The sequence below is a fragment of the Pseudomonas sp. PDM04 genome (assembly GCF_014851765.1).
Classification (GTDB): Bacteria; Pseudomonadota; Gammaproteobacteria; order Pseudomonadales; family Pseudomonadaceae; genus Aquipseudomonas.
Map to the genome: position 1 here is coordinate 498,993 of NZ_JACVAI010000006.1, position 15,335 is coordinate 514,327.

The window sequence follows — 15,335 nt, forward strand, 5'->3', positions numbered from 1 at the left end:
AAAAACGCCTGAAACCTTGCGGTTCCAGGCGTCTTTGCCTGTTCTTTTGCGGTGTTGAGCCCAGACAGCTATGCCTGATCCACCGATGTTGCCCACGATTCGATCGTCGTTGACCGGGCGGGCTGCCCACTCGACTGCGTTGGTGGTGGGCCTGCCAGGTGTATTGCAGTGATTGTGCCAGATCGCGCCAACCGTGCCTGAGCGCCCCGTCCTACGGGCATTCGGGCTTCAGGCATCCGCTCGAGAACACCGGCGCGTTTGCCTTCGCATAGTGCAAAACCGGGCGACGCGGCTTTATAAAAGTGCACGTTCACAGGTATTTGAGCCAGGCAATGTCCCGACGACGCGCTTTCAAGCCTGCGAACGCCTTGACCGGCCGATACAGGGCGATGGCCAGTACCACGGCGGCCAGCCACACCGCGCCGATCGAGCTGAAACCAAACCAGTTGCCCTGGTTCAGGCCGAACAGAGCCACCGCCATGAGGTACAGCACCTTCAGCGCGTACAGGTGCAGCAGGTAGAAAAACATCGGCGCCGACCCGAATACCGCCAGGGGACGCAACCACCGACGCTGCTGCGCCCGCTCGAACCCCAGGAGCAGCAGGCAGCCGATGCTGAGGGTCAGAGCCAGGAACAGCAGCGATGGCGGGTACTTGGTGATGTTGAAAAAACCCATCAGCGTTTGCATGGACGACTCGCCCGCACTCCAGGGTTTTTCGCCGTAGCCGTTGAGAAAGCGCAGGGCCAGGAACCCGGCCAATCCGACGATACCGCCCATCAGCAAGGCGCGTTGGCGCACGCCGGCATCGGCCATTTTCCCGAACCACGGCCCCATGGCGTAGCCCAGGCCAATCACCCCGATCCACGGCAATAGCGGGTACGAAGTGCGCAGCCGCAAGCCTTCGGACAGTTCGATCCAGCCGCGATCATGCAGGACCGCCCACGGCACGTGCAGCGCCGATTCGACGGGAAAATGCAGCGTGTCCAGCAGGTTGTGCCCGGCGATGATCACCACGCTCAGGAGCAGCAGCATCGGACGCGGCATCCAGACCAGTGCCGACAGCGCGATCATGCTCAGGCCGATGGCCCAGATCACCTGCAGGTAAATGACGGTCGGAGGCAGCTGGAAGGTCCAGGCGAAGTTCACCAGGGTGAATTCCAGCACCACCAGGAACAGCCCGCGCTTGAACAGGAAACCGCAGACATCGGACTTGCCGGCGTATTTCTCGCCGTACAGCCAGGCCGACAGCCCAGTCAGCAGCACGAACACCGGCGCGCACAGATGCGCCAGGGTGCGGCTGAAGAACAGCGCAGGCTCGGTGGTGGCGATGTTCATGGGATCGGCCACCTGATGATGCAGGAAGAAGGTCTCGCGCACGTGGTCGAGCAACATGAACAGGATCACCAGGCCCCTCAGTGCATCGATGCTGAGGAGACGGTCAACGGCGGGACGGGGTGGTACAAGGGTCATGGGCATTTCGCACGGCGGGACAGGGGCGAGCACCTTATATTGTTACCCTATAACATCTCAACCCTTTTCCCACCTGTTTCCTGTAGGAGCGAGCTTGCTCGCGAATGACACAAGCGCACCGCGGGCTGTCAGATGTCCAGCGTCATCGTTGGCGACCATCGCGAGCAGGCTCGCTCCCACTGGTCTGGCGTTATCCGGGCTCGCTCCCTCAGGTATCGGCAACGGTTGAGGGCCGGTGATACGGTTCGATGAAGCCACAGCCCAGGACTTCGTTCAGGCGTTTGCCGTCGCTCATCCGGCGGAACAACCCCGGGGTCTGCCAAGGGGCATGGCCGTCGATGTTCGGCGCGCCGAGGCCGGCCTGCACATCGGCGATCAGCACCGAACGGGTTTCGAACGAGAGCCGGGTCAGCCCGGTGCTGTTGCCGACGCCGGCATGGGCATGGGCTCCGGAAAAGGCGATCAGGCTGCCCGGTTCGATCTCCACCGCATTCCCCTCCTGTGCCGCAATCGCTTCCAACAAATGCGGGATGGCCTCGTCGGCGTCCACGCTGTTGCGCCCGTCCTGGTGAGAGCGCTGGAGAATGGCGCGCATATCGAAACCGGCGCTCGAATTGTGCAGCGGCCGCTGCCAAAGCCCGGGGTACAGCGCAAACGTGCGCCCCGCCGTGATCGGATAGATCGGCGCCCACCAGTTGGTCTGCGCGTACAGGTTCGAGCCCCAGGTATCGCGGTGGAAGGCGATGGTCGCCGTGGTGCGCGCACGCGGCCCGAGCGCATCAGGCTCGCGGTGCGGCTGGAAACGCAGGTGCAAGCGGTCGAAGGCCAGTGTCTGTCGATCGAACCCCAGGCTTTCGATGACGTCCCGCCACAGCCTGTGGATTTCAGGCGAATCAGCAAACTGCTGCTGACACCTTGCGAACACCACCGTCTGCTGTTCATGGCTCAAGTGGCGATGAATGTGTTGCGGCAGCCAGGGATGCAGCGCGGCTTCCAGCATTTCCCGGGCGTATCCGACCAACGCGGCCATGGACGGCGAATCGCTGATGCGCAGGATCTCGCCGGCATAAATGCGGTCGTGGAACGGCCGAGCGGTGCCTGGAACAGCGAATGGGCTGTACATGAGCGGGGTTTCCCTGAAGAGACACCCCTCGACTTTAGAAGCCTGCTGCCCCTGGCGACAGTACCAGGCCGGAGAAAAAAATGCGGATCAGCCCCCTACCCGCCCGCAATGCTCCAACAACGCCTCCAGCGGATGACGCAATTGCCTGTCCGCCTGGCGCTTGACCTGGCTGCGGCAGGAATAACCCGTCGCCAGCGCCTCCCCGGGCTTGTCCAGCTTGCTCGCCCAGGACTGCTCGAAGAGGGTTCGCGAAGTGTCCCGGTTCCGTGCCTCATGGCCGTAAGTGCCGGACATGCCGCAGCAGCCGGTCGCTTCCGCCACCAGTGTGAGCCCCAGTTTTGCGAACACCGCCTGCCACTGCGAAGTGCTGGCCGGGGCATTGGTTTTCTCGGTGCAATGGGCCAACAAGCGGAAGGTCTGGCTCACCGGGCGGGGATTGTCGGGCAAGGCGTCCAGCAACCATTCCTGGGGCAACAACACCTTGGGGCAATCCTCAAGCCCCGGCACTTTCTGGTATTCCTGGCGGTAGACCAGGGTCATCGCCGGGTCCAGGCCCACCAGCGGCACGCCGCAATCGGCCAGTGCCTTGAGCTGATTGCCGTTGCGGATCGCCGCCTTGGCGAAGGCTCCGAGGAACCCCTGAACATGCAACGGCTTGCCGTTGGCACTGTACGGCGCCAGGAACACCCGATAGCCCAGTTGATGCGCAAGCTGGATGAAATTCGCCAGCAACGGGGTTTCGAAGTAGCGGGTGAACGCATCCTGCACCAGTACCACGCTGCGTTGACGTTGCGCGGCGGTGAGCTCGCGCAGGGCCGGTACGCTGGCGACTGCGACCTTGCAACGGGTCAGCGTGGTCTGCAAGTCGAAGCGATGAAGCAGCGGGCTGTCGACCATGCCGACGTGACGCTCGAGCAAGCGGCTGATCCATTTCGAGCCCATCACGGCGTTGTACAGGCCGGGCGCGTAAGCCATGTAAGGGATGGTGAATTCCAGCGAGCCGATCAGGTAATCGCGTAGCGGACGTTGGTAGCGACCGTGGTAAAGCTCGAGAAAGCGCGAACGGAATTCCGGAACGTTGACCTTGATCGGGCATTGCCCGGCACAGGATTTACAGGCTAGGCAGCCGGCCATGGCGTCGTAGACTTCATGGGAAAAATCCGCCTGGCCACGGGAACGCGCCAGGTTGTTGGCCAGCCGGGTGGGCAGGCCGCGCAGCCACGACACCTTGCTCCGTGCGGCCGCCAGTACGTCAATGTTGGCTGCGCCTTGCAGGCGCAACCACTCGCGAATCAACGACGCCCGGCCCTTGGGCGAATGCTGGCGTTCTCGGGTGGCTTTCCACGACGGGCACATGGCGTCGTTGGGGTCATAGTTGTAGCAGGCGCCATTGCCGTTGCAGTGCACGGCGCTGCCGAAGCTTTGCCAGACACGCTCGTCGATTTGCCGGTCGAGATCGCCGCGCAAGGTCACTTCATTGACTTTGAGCAAACCCTGGGCAGCGTCCGGCGGCGTGCAGATCTTGCCGGGGTTGAGCTGATTGTGCGGATCGAAGGCGCCCTTGAGCGCTTGCAGGGCCGGGTACAGCTCACCAAAAAACGCCGGCACGTATTCCGAACGCAGCCCCTTGCCGTGCTCGCCCCACAGCAGCCCGCCATAGCGCTGGGTCAGCTCGGCCACCGCATCGGAAATCGGCTTGACCAGTGCAGCCTGGGCCGGGTCTTTCATGTCCAGCGCCGGACGCACGTGCAACACCCCGGCGTCGACGTGACCGAACATGCCATAGGCCAGGCCATGGCTGTCGAGCAAGGCGCGGAACTCGGCAATGTAGTCGGCGAGTTTTTCCGGCGGCACCGCGGTGTCTTCCACGAACGGCTGCGGGCGAACCTCGCCTTCGACGTTGCCCAGCAGCCCGACCGAACGCTTGCGCATGGTGTAGACGCGGGTCACGGCTTCAGCGCCTTCGGCCAGGGTGTGGCCCAGTCGCTCGATGGTCGTATCGGCTTGCAGGTGCGCCACGAATGCGGCCACGTCGGCATTCACCTGCGCCACGTCTTCGCCGCTGAACTCCACCAGGTTGATGCCCAGGGTCGCGCGCTCGGCGTCGCTCGGGAAATACTCGGCGACGCTGTGCCAGACGATGTCCTTCATCGCCAGCAGCAACACCTTGGAGTCCACGGTTTCAATGGACAGCGGCTTGTGCGCCAGCAACGCGTTGGCATCGCGCAGCGCATCCATGAAGCTGCTGTAGCGCACGTTCACCAACACCGAATACTTGGGAATCGGCAATACGTTGAGCTTGGCTTCGACGATGTAGCCCAGCGAGCCTTCCGCGCCGCACAGCACACTGTTGAGGTTGAAGCGGCCCTGCTCGTCGCGCAGGTGCGCCAGGTCGTAGCCGGTGAGGCAGCGGTTGAGTTTGGGGAACACCGATTCGATCAGGTCGGCCTGGGTTTCCTGGATGTGGCGCGCCGTGCGGTACACCTCGCCGATGCGACCGGACCGGGCGCACGCCGCCGCAAGCTCGGCCTCGGTCAGCGGCTGGCTGTGCAACTGTTCCCCGCCGAGCAGCACGCTGTGCAACTCGAGGACGTGGTCACGCGTCTTGCCATAGGTGCAGCTGCCCTGGCCGCTGGCGTCGGTGTTGATCATGCCACCCACCGTGGCGCGGTTGGACGTCGACAGCTCCGGGGCGAAGAACAGCCCATGGGGCTTGAGCGCGGCGTTGAGCTGGTCCTTGACCACCCCCGCCTGCACCCTGACCCAGCGCTCGGCGACGTTGATTTCCAGCACCTTGTTCATGTGTCGCGACAGGTCGACAACGATGCCGTCGGTCAATGACTGGCCGTTGGTCCCGGTGCCGCCGCCCCGTGGCGTCAGTTTGATCGGCTGAAAACGCGGTTCGGCCATCAGGGCCGCAAGACGCACGATGTCGTCCGCGTCCAGCGGGAACACCGCCGCCTGCGGCAGGCGCTGGTAGATCGAGTTGTCGGTCGCCAGCACGGTGCGGGTGGCGTAGTCGGCGCTGATTTGACCGCGAAAGCCGCTGGCTTGCAGGGCCTGCAGAAATTCCGGGTAGTGCTGCGCGGGCGTAACGGTCGTCAGTTGGGCGATCATCGTGGCGGATCTCATCACGGGACTGTCAAAATACTTGTCGCCTGAGCATTAATAGGTCAGCCTCAGGTCGTTGGTTTTGCCAATGATCCCGCAGGCTCCGGCGCAGGACAAACGGATAAATTCCCCGCTATCGATGACTTTTTTGAATGAATTACCGCCATCTCACCCCTTCGATGTCGTTACTGCTGGCCTTCGAGGCCGCCGCCCGGCATGAAAGCTACACCCGCGCCGCGATGGAACTGTCGCTGACCCAGAGTGCGGTCAGCCGCCAGGTCCAGGCGCTGGAGCAGCAATTGGGCCTGACCTTGTTCCGCCGCGAAGGCCGGCAGGTGCAGTTGACCGACGTCGGGCGTCTTTACCAGCGGGAAATGAGCGAAGCGCTGGGACGCATCCGCAGCGCCACGTTGCAGGCCATGGCGTATCAATCCGGCAGCGGCACCTTGCGCCTGGCCACCTTGCCGACGTTCGGTTCGAAATGGTTGCTGCCGCGTCTGCATGATTTCTACAGGAATCACCCGGGCGTGCTGGTGCACATCCATTCCAGGATCGACGCCGTCGACTTTGAATCCAGCGGCATCGACGCCGCCATCGTCGTCGGTTCGGCCGACATGCCAGGTTTGATCAGCCATCGCCTGCACACCGAAGAACTGATGGTGGTCATTTCCCCGCAAGCGGCCGAAACCCAGGACAACTGGACCCCGGAGCGCATCGGCGGGCAGACCTTGCTCAATGTCGCGAACAACGCCAACGTCTGGGGCGAGTGGTTCAGCCACCACGGCCTGCCCCATCGCATGATGCGCCTGGGGCCAAGCTTCGAACTCACCTCACACCTGATCCAGGCGGTCAGGGCCGGCATCGGTATCGGCCTGGTGCCACGCATCCTGGTGACCGACGAACTGGCGAACGCGGAGCTGATCAGCCTCGACCTGCCGTTCGCCAGCCAGCGCAGCTACTACCTGGCCTACCCGCCACGCAACGAAATGCTGCCCTCGCTCGTGGCGTTTCGTTCGTGGCTGCTGGAGCAGATTTGAATCGCAGGGTCAGCGGCCCAGGAAGGCGTAGCCAAGGCTCACAACCTTGGCATCTTCGCCATAGCCGCCCAGGAACGACACACCGACCGGCAGATTGCCCTTGATGGTGCCGGCCGGAACCGTGATCTCGGGGAACCCTGTCGCCGAGGCAATGTAAGACGAGGCGTAGGTATCGCCGGCATGGCAGACGTAACTGTCATCGGTCACGCCATGCACCACCGAGGCCGGGCAATTGATGGTCGCGAAGAACAGGCTGTCCACCTTGTTCCTGCGCATGATGTCTGTCAGCTGCGCACGCAACTGCGGGATCTTGCGCGACAGGATCGAGATGTACTGCGGCGAATCGGTGCTGTCGGTTTTCGCCAGCGCTTCCAGCCCGGCCAGGCGTGCCGGGTTCATGCCGTGCGCGCCGTTCTCGGCCTGGTTGCTTCTGGCCCGCTCGAGAAACTGCGCCAGCGTGCGCGGCTGACTCGCATCGAGGGTGCCCAGGTAGCGCTCGAACTGCGGCTTGAACTCGCTTTCCCCCACCGGGCCGAGCACATCGCTCCAGAGCGTTTCAAAGGCCTTTGGCAACTCGATGGCGACCACCCGGGCACCGCGCTTGCCGAGGGTTTCCTGCGCAGACTGGAACACCTGATCCACTTCGGGATTGGCGCCTTTGAAGTTGCTGATCACGCCGATGGTCTTGCCCTTGAGCGAAGCCCCCTTCAGCGCTTGCTCGAATTTGATGGTGTCAGACGCAAGGTCCAGGGTCGCGGCATCGTGGTTGTCCGGGCCCTTGATCGCGTCCAGCACAATGGCCTGATCCAGAACGCTGCTGGTAATCACGCCACCGGTATCGAACGCCAGCGACAGCGGAATGATGCCGCTGCGACTGATCAGCCCCAGCGACGGCCGGAAACCGACCGTGCCGGTGACGCTCGCCGGAGCGCGTATCGAACCGCTGGTGTCCGACCCCAGCGCAAACGGCGCAAACGCCGCCGCCACGGACGCGGCTGAGCCACTGCTGGAGCCGGAAGCATCGCGCCGGGTGTTTTTCGGGTTGAGCGTCTGGCCGCCAAACGAGCTGTAGCCAAACCAGCCGAACGACGCGGCCAGCTCCGACAGGTTGGCTTTGCCCAGCAGAATCGCCTGCCCGTCGATCAGCTTCTTCACCGTGAATGCGTCCTGGCTCGGCACGGACGAGCGCAGGACGTAGGAGCCTCCCGAAGTGACCAGGCCAGCGGTATCGAAATTGTCCTTGACCACGAAAGGAATGCCGGCCAGCGGTGCGAATCGCGCATTGGGGGTTTTCTGCCTCCGGGCATCCCACTGGCGGGCCTGCTCGATGGCCTGTTCATTGACCGTCACCAGCGCATTGATGTTCTGGCCCTGGTGGTTGTTCGCCCGGATGTTGTCCAGATAGTGCCTGACCAATTGCTCGGAACTGATGTCGCCCTTGTCCAGTGCCTGGCGCATATCGGCCAGGGTCATGCGATCGATGCCGTTATCGGCATGGGCACTGGCCGCCAACACCAGCAACGAGCAAGCCACAAACTGTTTATTCAACTGCATGGGATATATCTCCGAAGAACGACAGGCGAACGCAATGAGACCACGCCTCCCGGGGTTGGCGCAGGGCTGTGAACGGATCGAAAAAAAGGCCAGCGGGATTCAGCTGGCCCTGAGTGACGGGAACGTCACTGGCAAATCACTGGATCAACTTGTTCTGCTGCAGGAATTCCCTGGACACGCTCTCGATCGACTCGCGGCCGACATCGACGCGGGAGTTGAGACCGGCGATGGTGTCGTCGTCGAGCCTGGCAGACAGAGCATTGAGCAACTCGCCGACCTTCGGGTTCTCCTTGAAGACTTCAGTGCGAATGACGGGCGTCAGCGCGTAGCTGGGGAAAAAGCCCTTGTCGTCCTTGAGCACCACGAATCCAAAGGCCGGAATCCGCCCATCGGTCGACAGCACCAGGGCCACATTCACCTGACCGTCCCTGAGCGCCTGGTACGTGAGGCCGCCGTCCATTCGTACGACATTCTTGCGCTCGAACTCGAACTGATACATTTCCTGGAGAGGACGCAAGCCGTCGGTGCGCGAAAAGAACTCGGCGTTGGATGCGAACTTGTAGCTTTTGCCGGCGCCGATGTTTTTCGCCAGGTCGCTGATCGAGGCAATGCCCTCTTTTTCAGCCTCATCCTTGCGCATCGCGAAAGCATAGGTGTTGTTGGCTTTCGAAGGGTTCAACCAGGTGATGCCCTTCTGTGCATCAAGGGTACTGATCCGCTTGTAGGTTTCATCGGCATCGAGCTTGTCGGTCACCTTGTTGTAGATCACCAGCGAAGTGCCGGTGTATTCCCAATACACATCGACCTGACCATTCTCCTGCGCTGCACGCAGGACGGAGGAACCCAGGTCCGCGCGCTTGTCGACACTGTAGCCATTGGCGCGCAACAGTTGGGAGGTCATTTCAGCCACCAGTTGCTGCTCGGTGAATTTTTTCCCGCCCACCACAATCGTGCTGTTGGCAGAAGCGCTGCCCATAAACCCCAAAACAAGACTCAGCGTAAACAACAGCCTGGCCAGGATTCGATCCGTCATCATGCACCTCGTAATTATTGATTTATGTACATTGTCTTGCCGCTCAATCGCGCCCGGCCAACCGCAAGCCCCGCGACACCGCCAGCGTTTGAATCACGCCACAACCCAGGTCCACGGCGATGGCCAGAATGGCGGTCGAGGCGGCTCCGGCCAGCATCATGCCGAAGTCGTTCAGGTCGATGCCGGTAAAGATCAACTCGCCCAGTCCTCCCCCACCGACCAGGAACGCCAACGGCGCAGTCCCGACGTTGATGGCGAGCGCCGTGCGGATGCCGGCGAATATGACGTTCATCGCATTGGGGATTTCAACTTTCCACAACGTTTCGGCGGGCGTCATGCCCATGGCTTCCGCCGCTTCGATCAGATGCGCCGGTACCGAGCGCAACCCTTCGTAGGTGTTGACGGCCACCGGCAACAGCGTGGCGACGAACAAGCCGATGATGGCCGCGCCGCTGCCCACGCCGATGAGGCTCATGGCCAGGGCCAGCAGCGCCAGCTTGGGTATCGCCTGCCCGACATTGAGAAACTGCATGCTGGCCATGGCGTAACGCTGGTTCGCGGGACGGCTCATCCACACGCCCAACGGCAGTGCCACGGCCAGCGCAAGCACACCGCTGACGGCGACGATCTGCAGGTGCTGAACCGTCAGGTAGCTGATATCGCCCCAGTAATACTGGAGCCCCTGCCAAAATCTGCTGATCAGCTCGGACATGATCAATGCACCACCGGCGTAATGTTTTCAACCAGCCGCGCCAGGATGTCGGCCTGGTGGACATACCCGACAAAGCGCCCGTCACTGTCATTGCACAACGCCCAGTCCTGACCGCGACCGAGCAGTTGCGAGAGCACCTGGCGCAGGTCATCGGCGGGTTTGACGATCAGCGGCGACTGGGTCGCGATGCCGCTGTTGCCGCCCACGACCTGCATCTGTTCCCGTGGCGCGATCTTGCTGGCGATGTCGGCGGCGCGCAGCAGGTACAGGCGCTTCATGATCCGGTCGCTGCCCATGAAGTTCGCCACGAACTCACTGTTGGGCCTGGCCAGCAGATCGTCGGGGGTGCCGAACTGCTCGATTCTTCCGTTGTGAAACAGCGCGACGCAATCGGCCATCTTCACCGCTTCGTCGATGTCGTGGCTGACAAACAGCACCGTCTTGCCGACCTGGCGCTGGATGCGCATGAACTCATCCTGAATCACGTCGCGGTTGATCGGGTCGATGGCGCCAAAGGGTTCATCCATCAGCATCACGGGCGGGTCCGCTGCCAGGGCGCGGGCAACCCCGACGCGCTGCTGCTGGCCTCCGGAGAGCTCGCACGGGTAACGCTTGAGGAACCGCGACGGATCCAGCGCAACGACTTCCAGCAGCTCGGCAGCGCGCTTGCGGCTCTTGGTTTTGTCCCAGCCCAACAAATTGGGGACCACGCAGATGTTTTCTTCCACGGTCATGTTCGGGAACAAACCGACTTGCTGGATCACATAGCCGATGGAACGCTTGAGTGTCACGCTGTCCAGTTCGGACGTATCGCGCCCGCCAATGCGGATGGTGCCGGACGTGGGTGCGATCAGGCGGTTGATCATTTTCAGCGTCGTGGTCTTGCCGCAGCCCGATGGCCCGAGCAGTACGCAGATCTGTCCCTCTTCAACGTTGAAGGAGACATCTTCCACAGCGGTGATTGAGCCAAATTGTTTGTTCAGGTTTTCGATCTGGATCACGTCGTCGCTTCCTTCATTTGGCCAGTGGCCATTTTGTTCTTGTTCAGGCCTTTGGGGGTCAGGAGGCGCTGCAGGGCGTACAGCGCATAATCGGCCGCGATTGCAATGATGCTGATGATGATGGCGCCGGCCAGCAGTTGCCGGGTATCGGACTGGGCGATGCCGCGAATGATCAGGCTGCCCAGGCCACCGGCACCGATATAGGCCGCGATGGCGGCGATGCCGATGTTGATCACGGTCGCCATCCGCACGCCGGCCATGATCAGCGGGACGGCAATGGGCAGCTCGACCTGCCACAGCCTCTGCCAGGTCGACATTCCCATGCCGATGGCTGCTTCGCGCAGCGCAGGATCGATGTTGGAGATCGCCGTCGTGGTGTTGCGGATGATCGGCAGCTGCGAATAGAGAAACAGTGCAATGACCGCAGGCACTACACCGATCCCGTAGCCAATCAGGGACAGGGCCGGGATCATCAGACCGAACAGCGCCGCAGACGGGATGGTCATCAGGACGGCGGCAAAGGCCAACACCCAACGCCGAGTCCTGGGGTGCTGGGATATCGCGATCCCGACAGGCACGCCGGTCAGGATCGCCAGGCCCACCGCCACCGCGACGATGAGCAGGTGCTGACCGAGTAGCAGGCTGATCAGCCCGCCGTTTTCCAGAATGAAACTCAAGGTTTCCATGGTTGTGAGGCCTTCTGTACGTCATTGTTGTTTTTGTCGGCTGCGCATCTGGAAGTGGGCGCCGTTTCTGTAGGAAACATTACCGCGCTCCCACCCTGAGCCTGCGCTTCGAGTGCGACGATTTCTATCAAAAAATCGACGTCACGAAGCCTGTCAGTGCTCGGAACAATCTGAAGGAGGTGTACCGCCAAGGAAAATGTCAGGCCGCCCACCCAGCAGCCGCGCCTGGCCCACAGCCATTGGCCGGCCAAGTCATTAGCTAGCTATGTGGTTTGCCGGCGAGGACTGATTCATCGGGATTTCAAGGAACGGTCGTTCATTGTTCAACGCGTCCATGAACGGGATTCAGGAGTGCGCATCATCAAATTTCCGCCGCTCCTCTCCGGGCGTGCACCCCCAGACCCGACGGTAGGCGGCGCCCAGGTGAGAGGCCGAGACGAACCCGCAACTGTAGGCAATGGACGCGATGGGCTGGGTACTTTCACGCAACAGGCGACGTGCTTCATTGAGCCTGAGTTCCAGGTAGAACCGCTTCGGGGTCATGCCGAAGTGCTGGTGCCACAGGCGCTCGAGTTGACGATGGGACAGGTTGCAGCGGTCGGCGATTTCTTCGATGCCGACAATGTTCTCCAGGTTGTTCTCCATGAAGGCAATGGCCGCCGTGAGGCGCTTGTCGTGAATACCGAATCGCCACTGGATCGACATCCGCTGGTGTTCTTCCGGCGCCCTGATCCGCGCATGGAGGAACTGTTCGGCAATGCTCGCGGCCAGCGGGTTACCGAAATCCAGGGCGATCTGCGCCAACATCAGGTCGATGGCGGCGGTGCCGCCGGCACAGGTCCAGCGATTTTCATGGTTGACGTACAGCTCGCGGGTCACCTCGATCGTGGGAAATTCTTCCGAGAATTGACCGATGGACTCCCAGTGCAGCGTGCAACGCTTGCCTTCCAGCAACCCGGCACGGGCCAGGATAAACGTGCCGGTGCTCAGCGCCCCGACGGTTTTCCCGCGTGCCGCCGCGCGCTGCAGAAAGCGCAGCATCTTCGGCGGTTTCTGGTGTTCGATGTCCAGGCTTGCCAACACGAACACCCGATCAAAATCGGGGGCGTCATCAATTGGCAGGGTCTGGATCTCGAACCCGCTGCTGGAGCTGACAGGCCCGCCCGATTCGGTGAGGACGGTCCATTCGTACAGCGTCTTGCCGGACAACCGATTGGCCGCGCGCAATGGCTCGCTGGCACCGGCGAGGGCCATCATCGAGAATTGAGGGAGAATGAGCAGGCCAATGCGTTTGGTGGTGTAGCTGTTCACTGAGGGTGCGGGTTCACTGGGGCCAATCATCGCCAGATCCTTGTCATGGGAAAGGTCCTGCCGCCTGGGAGCTCGGCTCGAGCCAGCCCGGGGAAGTGGCTGTGGACACGCCATGTTAGGGCCTGGGTCTGTATTGAGCCAGACGAACGAACAAACCCGAGCCGTTTCGGGAACGGATCGGGTGTGCAGGGAAGCCCTGCGAGACCTCGTTGCGAGATCCCGCAGGCTGTCGATGGCGGATATCAGCTGCGTGCGCGAATCGCCTCGTCGATGTTCTGGATGATCGACGCAAACACCGGGCTGTCGACCTGATTCTGCTGGCCGTGCTGCATGTTGGCGATGATCAGGGCGCCCTCTCCTGCGTCACCCGGGTAATGACGGTGCAGACGTTCGGACTCCGCCGGCATGTGCAGGGTGTTGTCCGCGCCGTGGATGATCAGCGCAGGCGGGAAACCTTTGGCCCCTTCGATGGACCGCTCGGGATCGTAGGCCACATAGGATTTGTAGGACTTTGCCGTGACGTGGGTGCAGCCCGGCCAGCGGTCGGCCCCACCCGCTTCGGTGTAGCCACCCAATTGCTGGTCGACATAGGCCTGAGTATCCGGATCGAGCGGATAGTAACCCAGGCGCGTCGCTGCGGTTCCGGTGTCGAACGGTGGAATAGGCGCGTCGTCGGCCAGTTGCTGGATGGCCTTATCGGCGGCCGCCTGATCGGCACGCAAGGTTTGCAGCTTGCGGATGTTGGTGTAGCTCATCGGCACCCAGAAACGGATCTGCTCACCGCCGGCAGCCGCCAGCTCAGCCACGGCACCGAGACTCGCCACCGACCCCATCGCCCAGGACGCCACCACCGGCATCTCGCCAAAATGCTCGCGCGCCCATTGCACGGCCCCCAGGACTTCGTCTTTCTGGTCTTCCAGGGAGACATTGGTGATCAGCTGGTCACCAGACTTGATCGTGTTGCGAATGTGCTTGTTGGTGAAAAAGCCCGCCACGTCGTAGGTCATGACGCGATAACCCCGGGCCGCCAAGGCACGGCCGAACAGTTGACCGTACATCGACACCCCTCCGGTGAAACCGGAGTTGAAGACTACTGGCGGCAGCGAAGTATCCATGTGCTCCGGGGTAAATACCGTCCCTTTCAGACGCAGGGTCTCGTCCTCATACTTAACGGTAAAGTCGATTTCTTTTGTAGTAATGTTTGTCATCGCTTGTTATCTCGAAGTTAAAGCGTGGGCGTAGATCAACTTACCCATTGGCCGGACGCTGCGCGCAGAAGTTGGCCAACAGGGATTCGGGTTTCACTGGAAACATGACGTGCAACAGCATCAACAAAACTGAAAGTCTTGTTTAAATCGAATTGACTGGAATACGGCACACCGTTGTTATCGGTTCCAACATGGGGTGCGTCGGTGGCTTCCAGAAGAACCTTCCCGGCGCCGACGGCATGAACGATCTGCATGACGAAACACGCGGTTTGCGCCGGCTGCACCGAGGTGCGGTAGCCCGGCCCCTTGAACCACACGTTGCCGCGCCTTTTCGCTTCTGCCAGCAGCGCAGCGTAGGCCGGTTCGGCAGGCCCACGCTCGGCGTGGCAACTGCCCAGATGATCGATGATGACCCGCACACCGTCCGGAACCTGCCGCAGAACCCGCAGGTTTGTCTCGGCCTCCCTGGCGTAGATGTGCACGTGCTGGTGTGGCAGCAGGCGGGCATAAAATGCCGACCAAGCGCTGTCACTGAAGTCCGAAGCGCCCACCGTCTGCGGCTGGGCATCGTGCAGGACGATCCGGGCGCCGACCACCTGGGGGTGCGAGAGCCGTTCACGGGTGGCGTAAACAGGGTCTGCCTTGATCGTCCCCACCAACTTCACGTTGCCATAGCGCAGAGGATTGGCGACCTGAAGTTGTTTGAGCTCGTTAAAGGAAGCAAACACATTTTCAGAATCCGGCAGAATACTCAGATGGACATTGTTAATGACCGTCGGAGCGATACCGGCATCGATGAGTTTATCCAGATAAGCCGTCAGTGGATGCGGTGCAGGTAAGTCATAGGGCAGCAAACCCGCCACCCGATGAAGATCATCCGAAGTGTAAAAGTGGACGTGGCTATCAATTCTTTCAGTCGAAGGCAGCATGATGATTGTTTCCCGCTTTTGTGGGAAAACAATAATCGTCGTCAGCGCCTGGTGGCTCTCGCCGACTCGACGTCTAGTATCAAAATCTCGCCATGTGCGTCGTTTGGGTGATGGCGCGCGGAATTTACGTTGTCGCTGAACGGGTCAGGCAGGGAACCC

General features: G+C 61.7%; 12 protein-coding genes. 1 reads left to right on the forward strand and 11 read right to left on the reverse strand.

Going from position 1 to position 15,335, the window contains the following annotated elements; all coding sequences use genetic code 11:
* Window positions 1-310 precede the first annotated feature (310 nt).
* From IB249_RS24300 to IB249_RS24310, 3 genes are all read right to left on the reverse strand, one after another.
* Complete coding sequence (locus IB249_RS24300) at window positions 311-1,471, reverse strand: DUF1624 domain-containing protein (RefSeq protein WP_192308276.1); 1,161 nt, start codon at window positions 1,469-1,471, stop codon at window positions 311-313.
* Between the two features lie 208 nt (window positions 1,472-1,679).
* On the reverse strand, window positions 1,680-2,594 hold the full coding sequence (locus IB249_RS24305) for a hypothetical protein (protein ID WP_192308277.1): 915 nt from the start codon (window positions 2,592-2,594) through the stop codon (window positions 1,680-1,682).
* An 87-nt stretch (window positions 2,595-2,681) separates the two neighbouring features.
* Window positions 2,682-5,711, reverse strand: a complete 3,030-nt coding sequence (locus IB249_RS24310) for an FAD-binding and (Fe-S)-binding domain-containing protein (RefSeq protein WP_192308278.1) — start codon at window positions 5,709-5,711, stop codon at window positions 2,682-2,684.
* Window positions 5,712-5,857: 146 nt separating this feature from the next.
* On the opposite strand from IB249_RS24310, the gene IB249_RS24315 reads away from it, so the two are divergent.
* Window positions 5,858-6,742, forward strand: coding sequence for a LysR substrate-binding domain-containing protein (locus IB249_RS24315; RefSeq protein WP_192308279.1), 885 nt, complete (start codon window positions 5,858-5,860; stop codon window positions 6,740-6,742).
* 9 nt (window positions 6,743-6,751) lie between these two features.
* Here the strand turns inward: IB249_RS24315 and IB249_RS24320 are convergent, their stop codons facing one another.
* The 8 genes from IB249_RS24320 to IB249_RS24355 form a co-directional block, all read right to left on the reverse strand.
* Window positions 6,752-8,296, reverse strand: a complete 1,545-nt coding sequence (locus IB249_RS24320; protein WP_192308280.1) for an amidase family protein — start codon at window positions 8,294-8,296, stop codon at window positions 6,752-6,754.
* A gap of 136 nt (window positions 8,297-8,432) precedes the next feature.
* The gene (locus IB249_RS24325) at window positions 8,433-9,272 is read right to left on the reverse strand and encodes a glycine betaine ABC transporter substrate-binding protein (protein WP_225607166.1); all 840 of its coding nucleotides are present in this window, start codon (window positions 9,270-9,272) and stop codon (window positions 8,433-8,435) included.
* Between the two features lie 100 nt (window positions 9,273-9,372).
* Window positions 9,373-10,041 carry an ABC transporter permease gene (locus IB249_RS24330; protein WP_192308282.1) on the reverse strand — a complete coding sequence of 223 codons (669 nt, stop codon included), beginning with the start codon at window positions 10,039-10,041 and terminating at the stop codon, window positions 9,373-9,375.
* A 2-nt stretch (window positions 10,042-10,043) separates the two neighbouring features.
* Window positions 10,044-11,042: an ABC transporter ATP-binding protein gene (locus IB249_RS24335; RefSeq protein WP_192308283.1), complete on the reverse strand. Its 999-nt coding sequence runs from the start codon at window positions 11,040-11,042 to the stop codon at window positions 10,044-10,046.
* Window positions 11,039-11,728 (reverse strand): ABC transporter permease, encoded by a 690-nt coding sequence (locus IB249_RS24340; protein WP_192308284.1) that lies wholly within the window; start codon window positions 11,726-11,728, stop codon window positions 11,039-11,041. The genes IB249_RS24335 and IB249_RS24340 overlap by 4 nt, the downstream gene beginning before the upstream one ends.
* A gap of 345 nt (window positions 11,729-12,073) precedes the next feature.
* Entirely contained in the window at window positions 12,074-13,069 is a 996-nt protein-coding gene (locus IB249_RS24345) for a GlxA family transcriptional regulator (protein WP_192308285.1), read from the reverse strand.
* A 212-nt stretch (window positions 13,070-13,281) separates the two neighbouring features.
* Window positions 13,282-14,154 (reverse strand): alpha/beta hydrolase, encoded by an 873-nt coding sequence (locus tag IB249_RS24350; protein WP_225607167.1) that lies wholly within the window; start codon window positions 14,152-14,154, stop codon window positions 13,282-13,284.
* A gap of 128 nt (window positions 14,155-14,282) precedes the next feature.
* Window positions 14,283-15,176 carry an amidohydrolase family protein gene (locus tag IB249_RS24355; protein WP_192308287.1) on the reverse strand — a complete coding sequence of 298 codons (894 nt, stop codon included), beginning with the start codon at window positions 15,174-15,176 and terminating at the stop codon, window positions 14,283-14,285.
* Window positions 15,177-15,335 lie beyond the last annotated feature (159 nt).

Coding starts and splice junctions, on each gene's coding strand:
- IB249_RS24300 (WP_192308276.1), bottom strand. CDS start 1,471: ATGACCCTTGTACCACCCCGTCCCGCCGTTGACCGTCTCCTCAGCATC.
- IB249_RS24305 (WP_192308277.1), bottom strand. CDS start 2,594: ATGTACAGCCCATTCGCTGTTCCAGGCACCGCTCGGCCGTTCCACGAC.
- IB249_RS24310 (WP_192308278.1), bottom strand. CDS start 5,711: ATGATCGCCCAACTGACGACCGTTACGCCCGCGCAGCACTACCCGGAA.
- IB249_RS24315 (WP_192308279.1), top strand. CDS start 5,858: ATGAATTACCGCCATCTCACCCCTTCGATGTCGTTACTGCTGGCCTTC.
- IB249_RS24320 (WP_192308280.1), bottom strand. CDS start 8,296: ATGCAGTTGAATAAACAGTTTGTGGCTTGCTCGTTGCTGGTGTTGGCG.
- IB249_RS24325 (WP_225607166.1), bottom strand. CDS start 9,272: ATGGGCAGCGCTTCTGCCAACAGCACGATTGTGGTGGGCGGGAAAAAA.
- IB249_RS24330 (WP_192308282.1), bottom strand. CDS start 10,041: ATGTCCGAGCTGATCAGCAGATTTTGGCAGGGGCTCCAGTATTACTGG.
- IB249_RS24340 (WP_192308284.1), bottom strand. CDS start 11,728: ATGGAAACCTTGAGTTTCATTCTGGAAAACGGCGGGCTGATCAGCCTG.
- IB249_RS24345 (WP_192308285.1), bottom strand. CDS start 13,069: ATGATTGGCCCCAGTGAACCCGCACCCTCAGTGAACAGCTACACCACC.
- IB249_RS24350 (WP_225607167.1), bottom strand. CDS start 14,154: ATGGATACTTCGCTGCCGCCAGTAGTCTTCAACTCCGGTTTCACCGGA.
- IB249_RS24355 (WP_192308287.1), bottom strand. CDS start 15,176: ATGCTGCCTTCGACTGAAAGAATTGATAGCCACGTCCACTTTTACACT.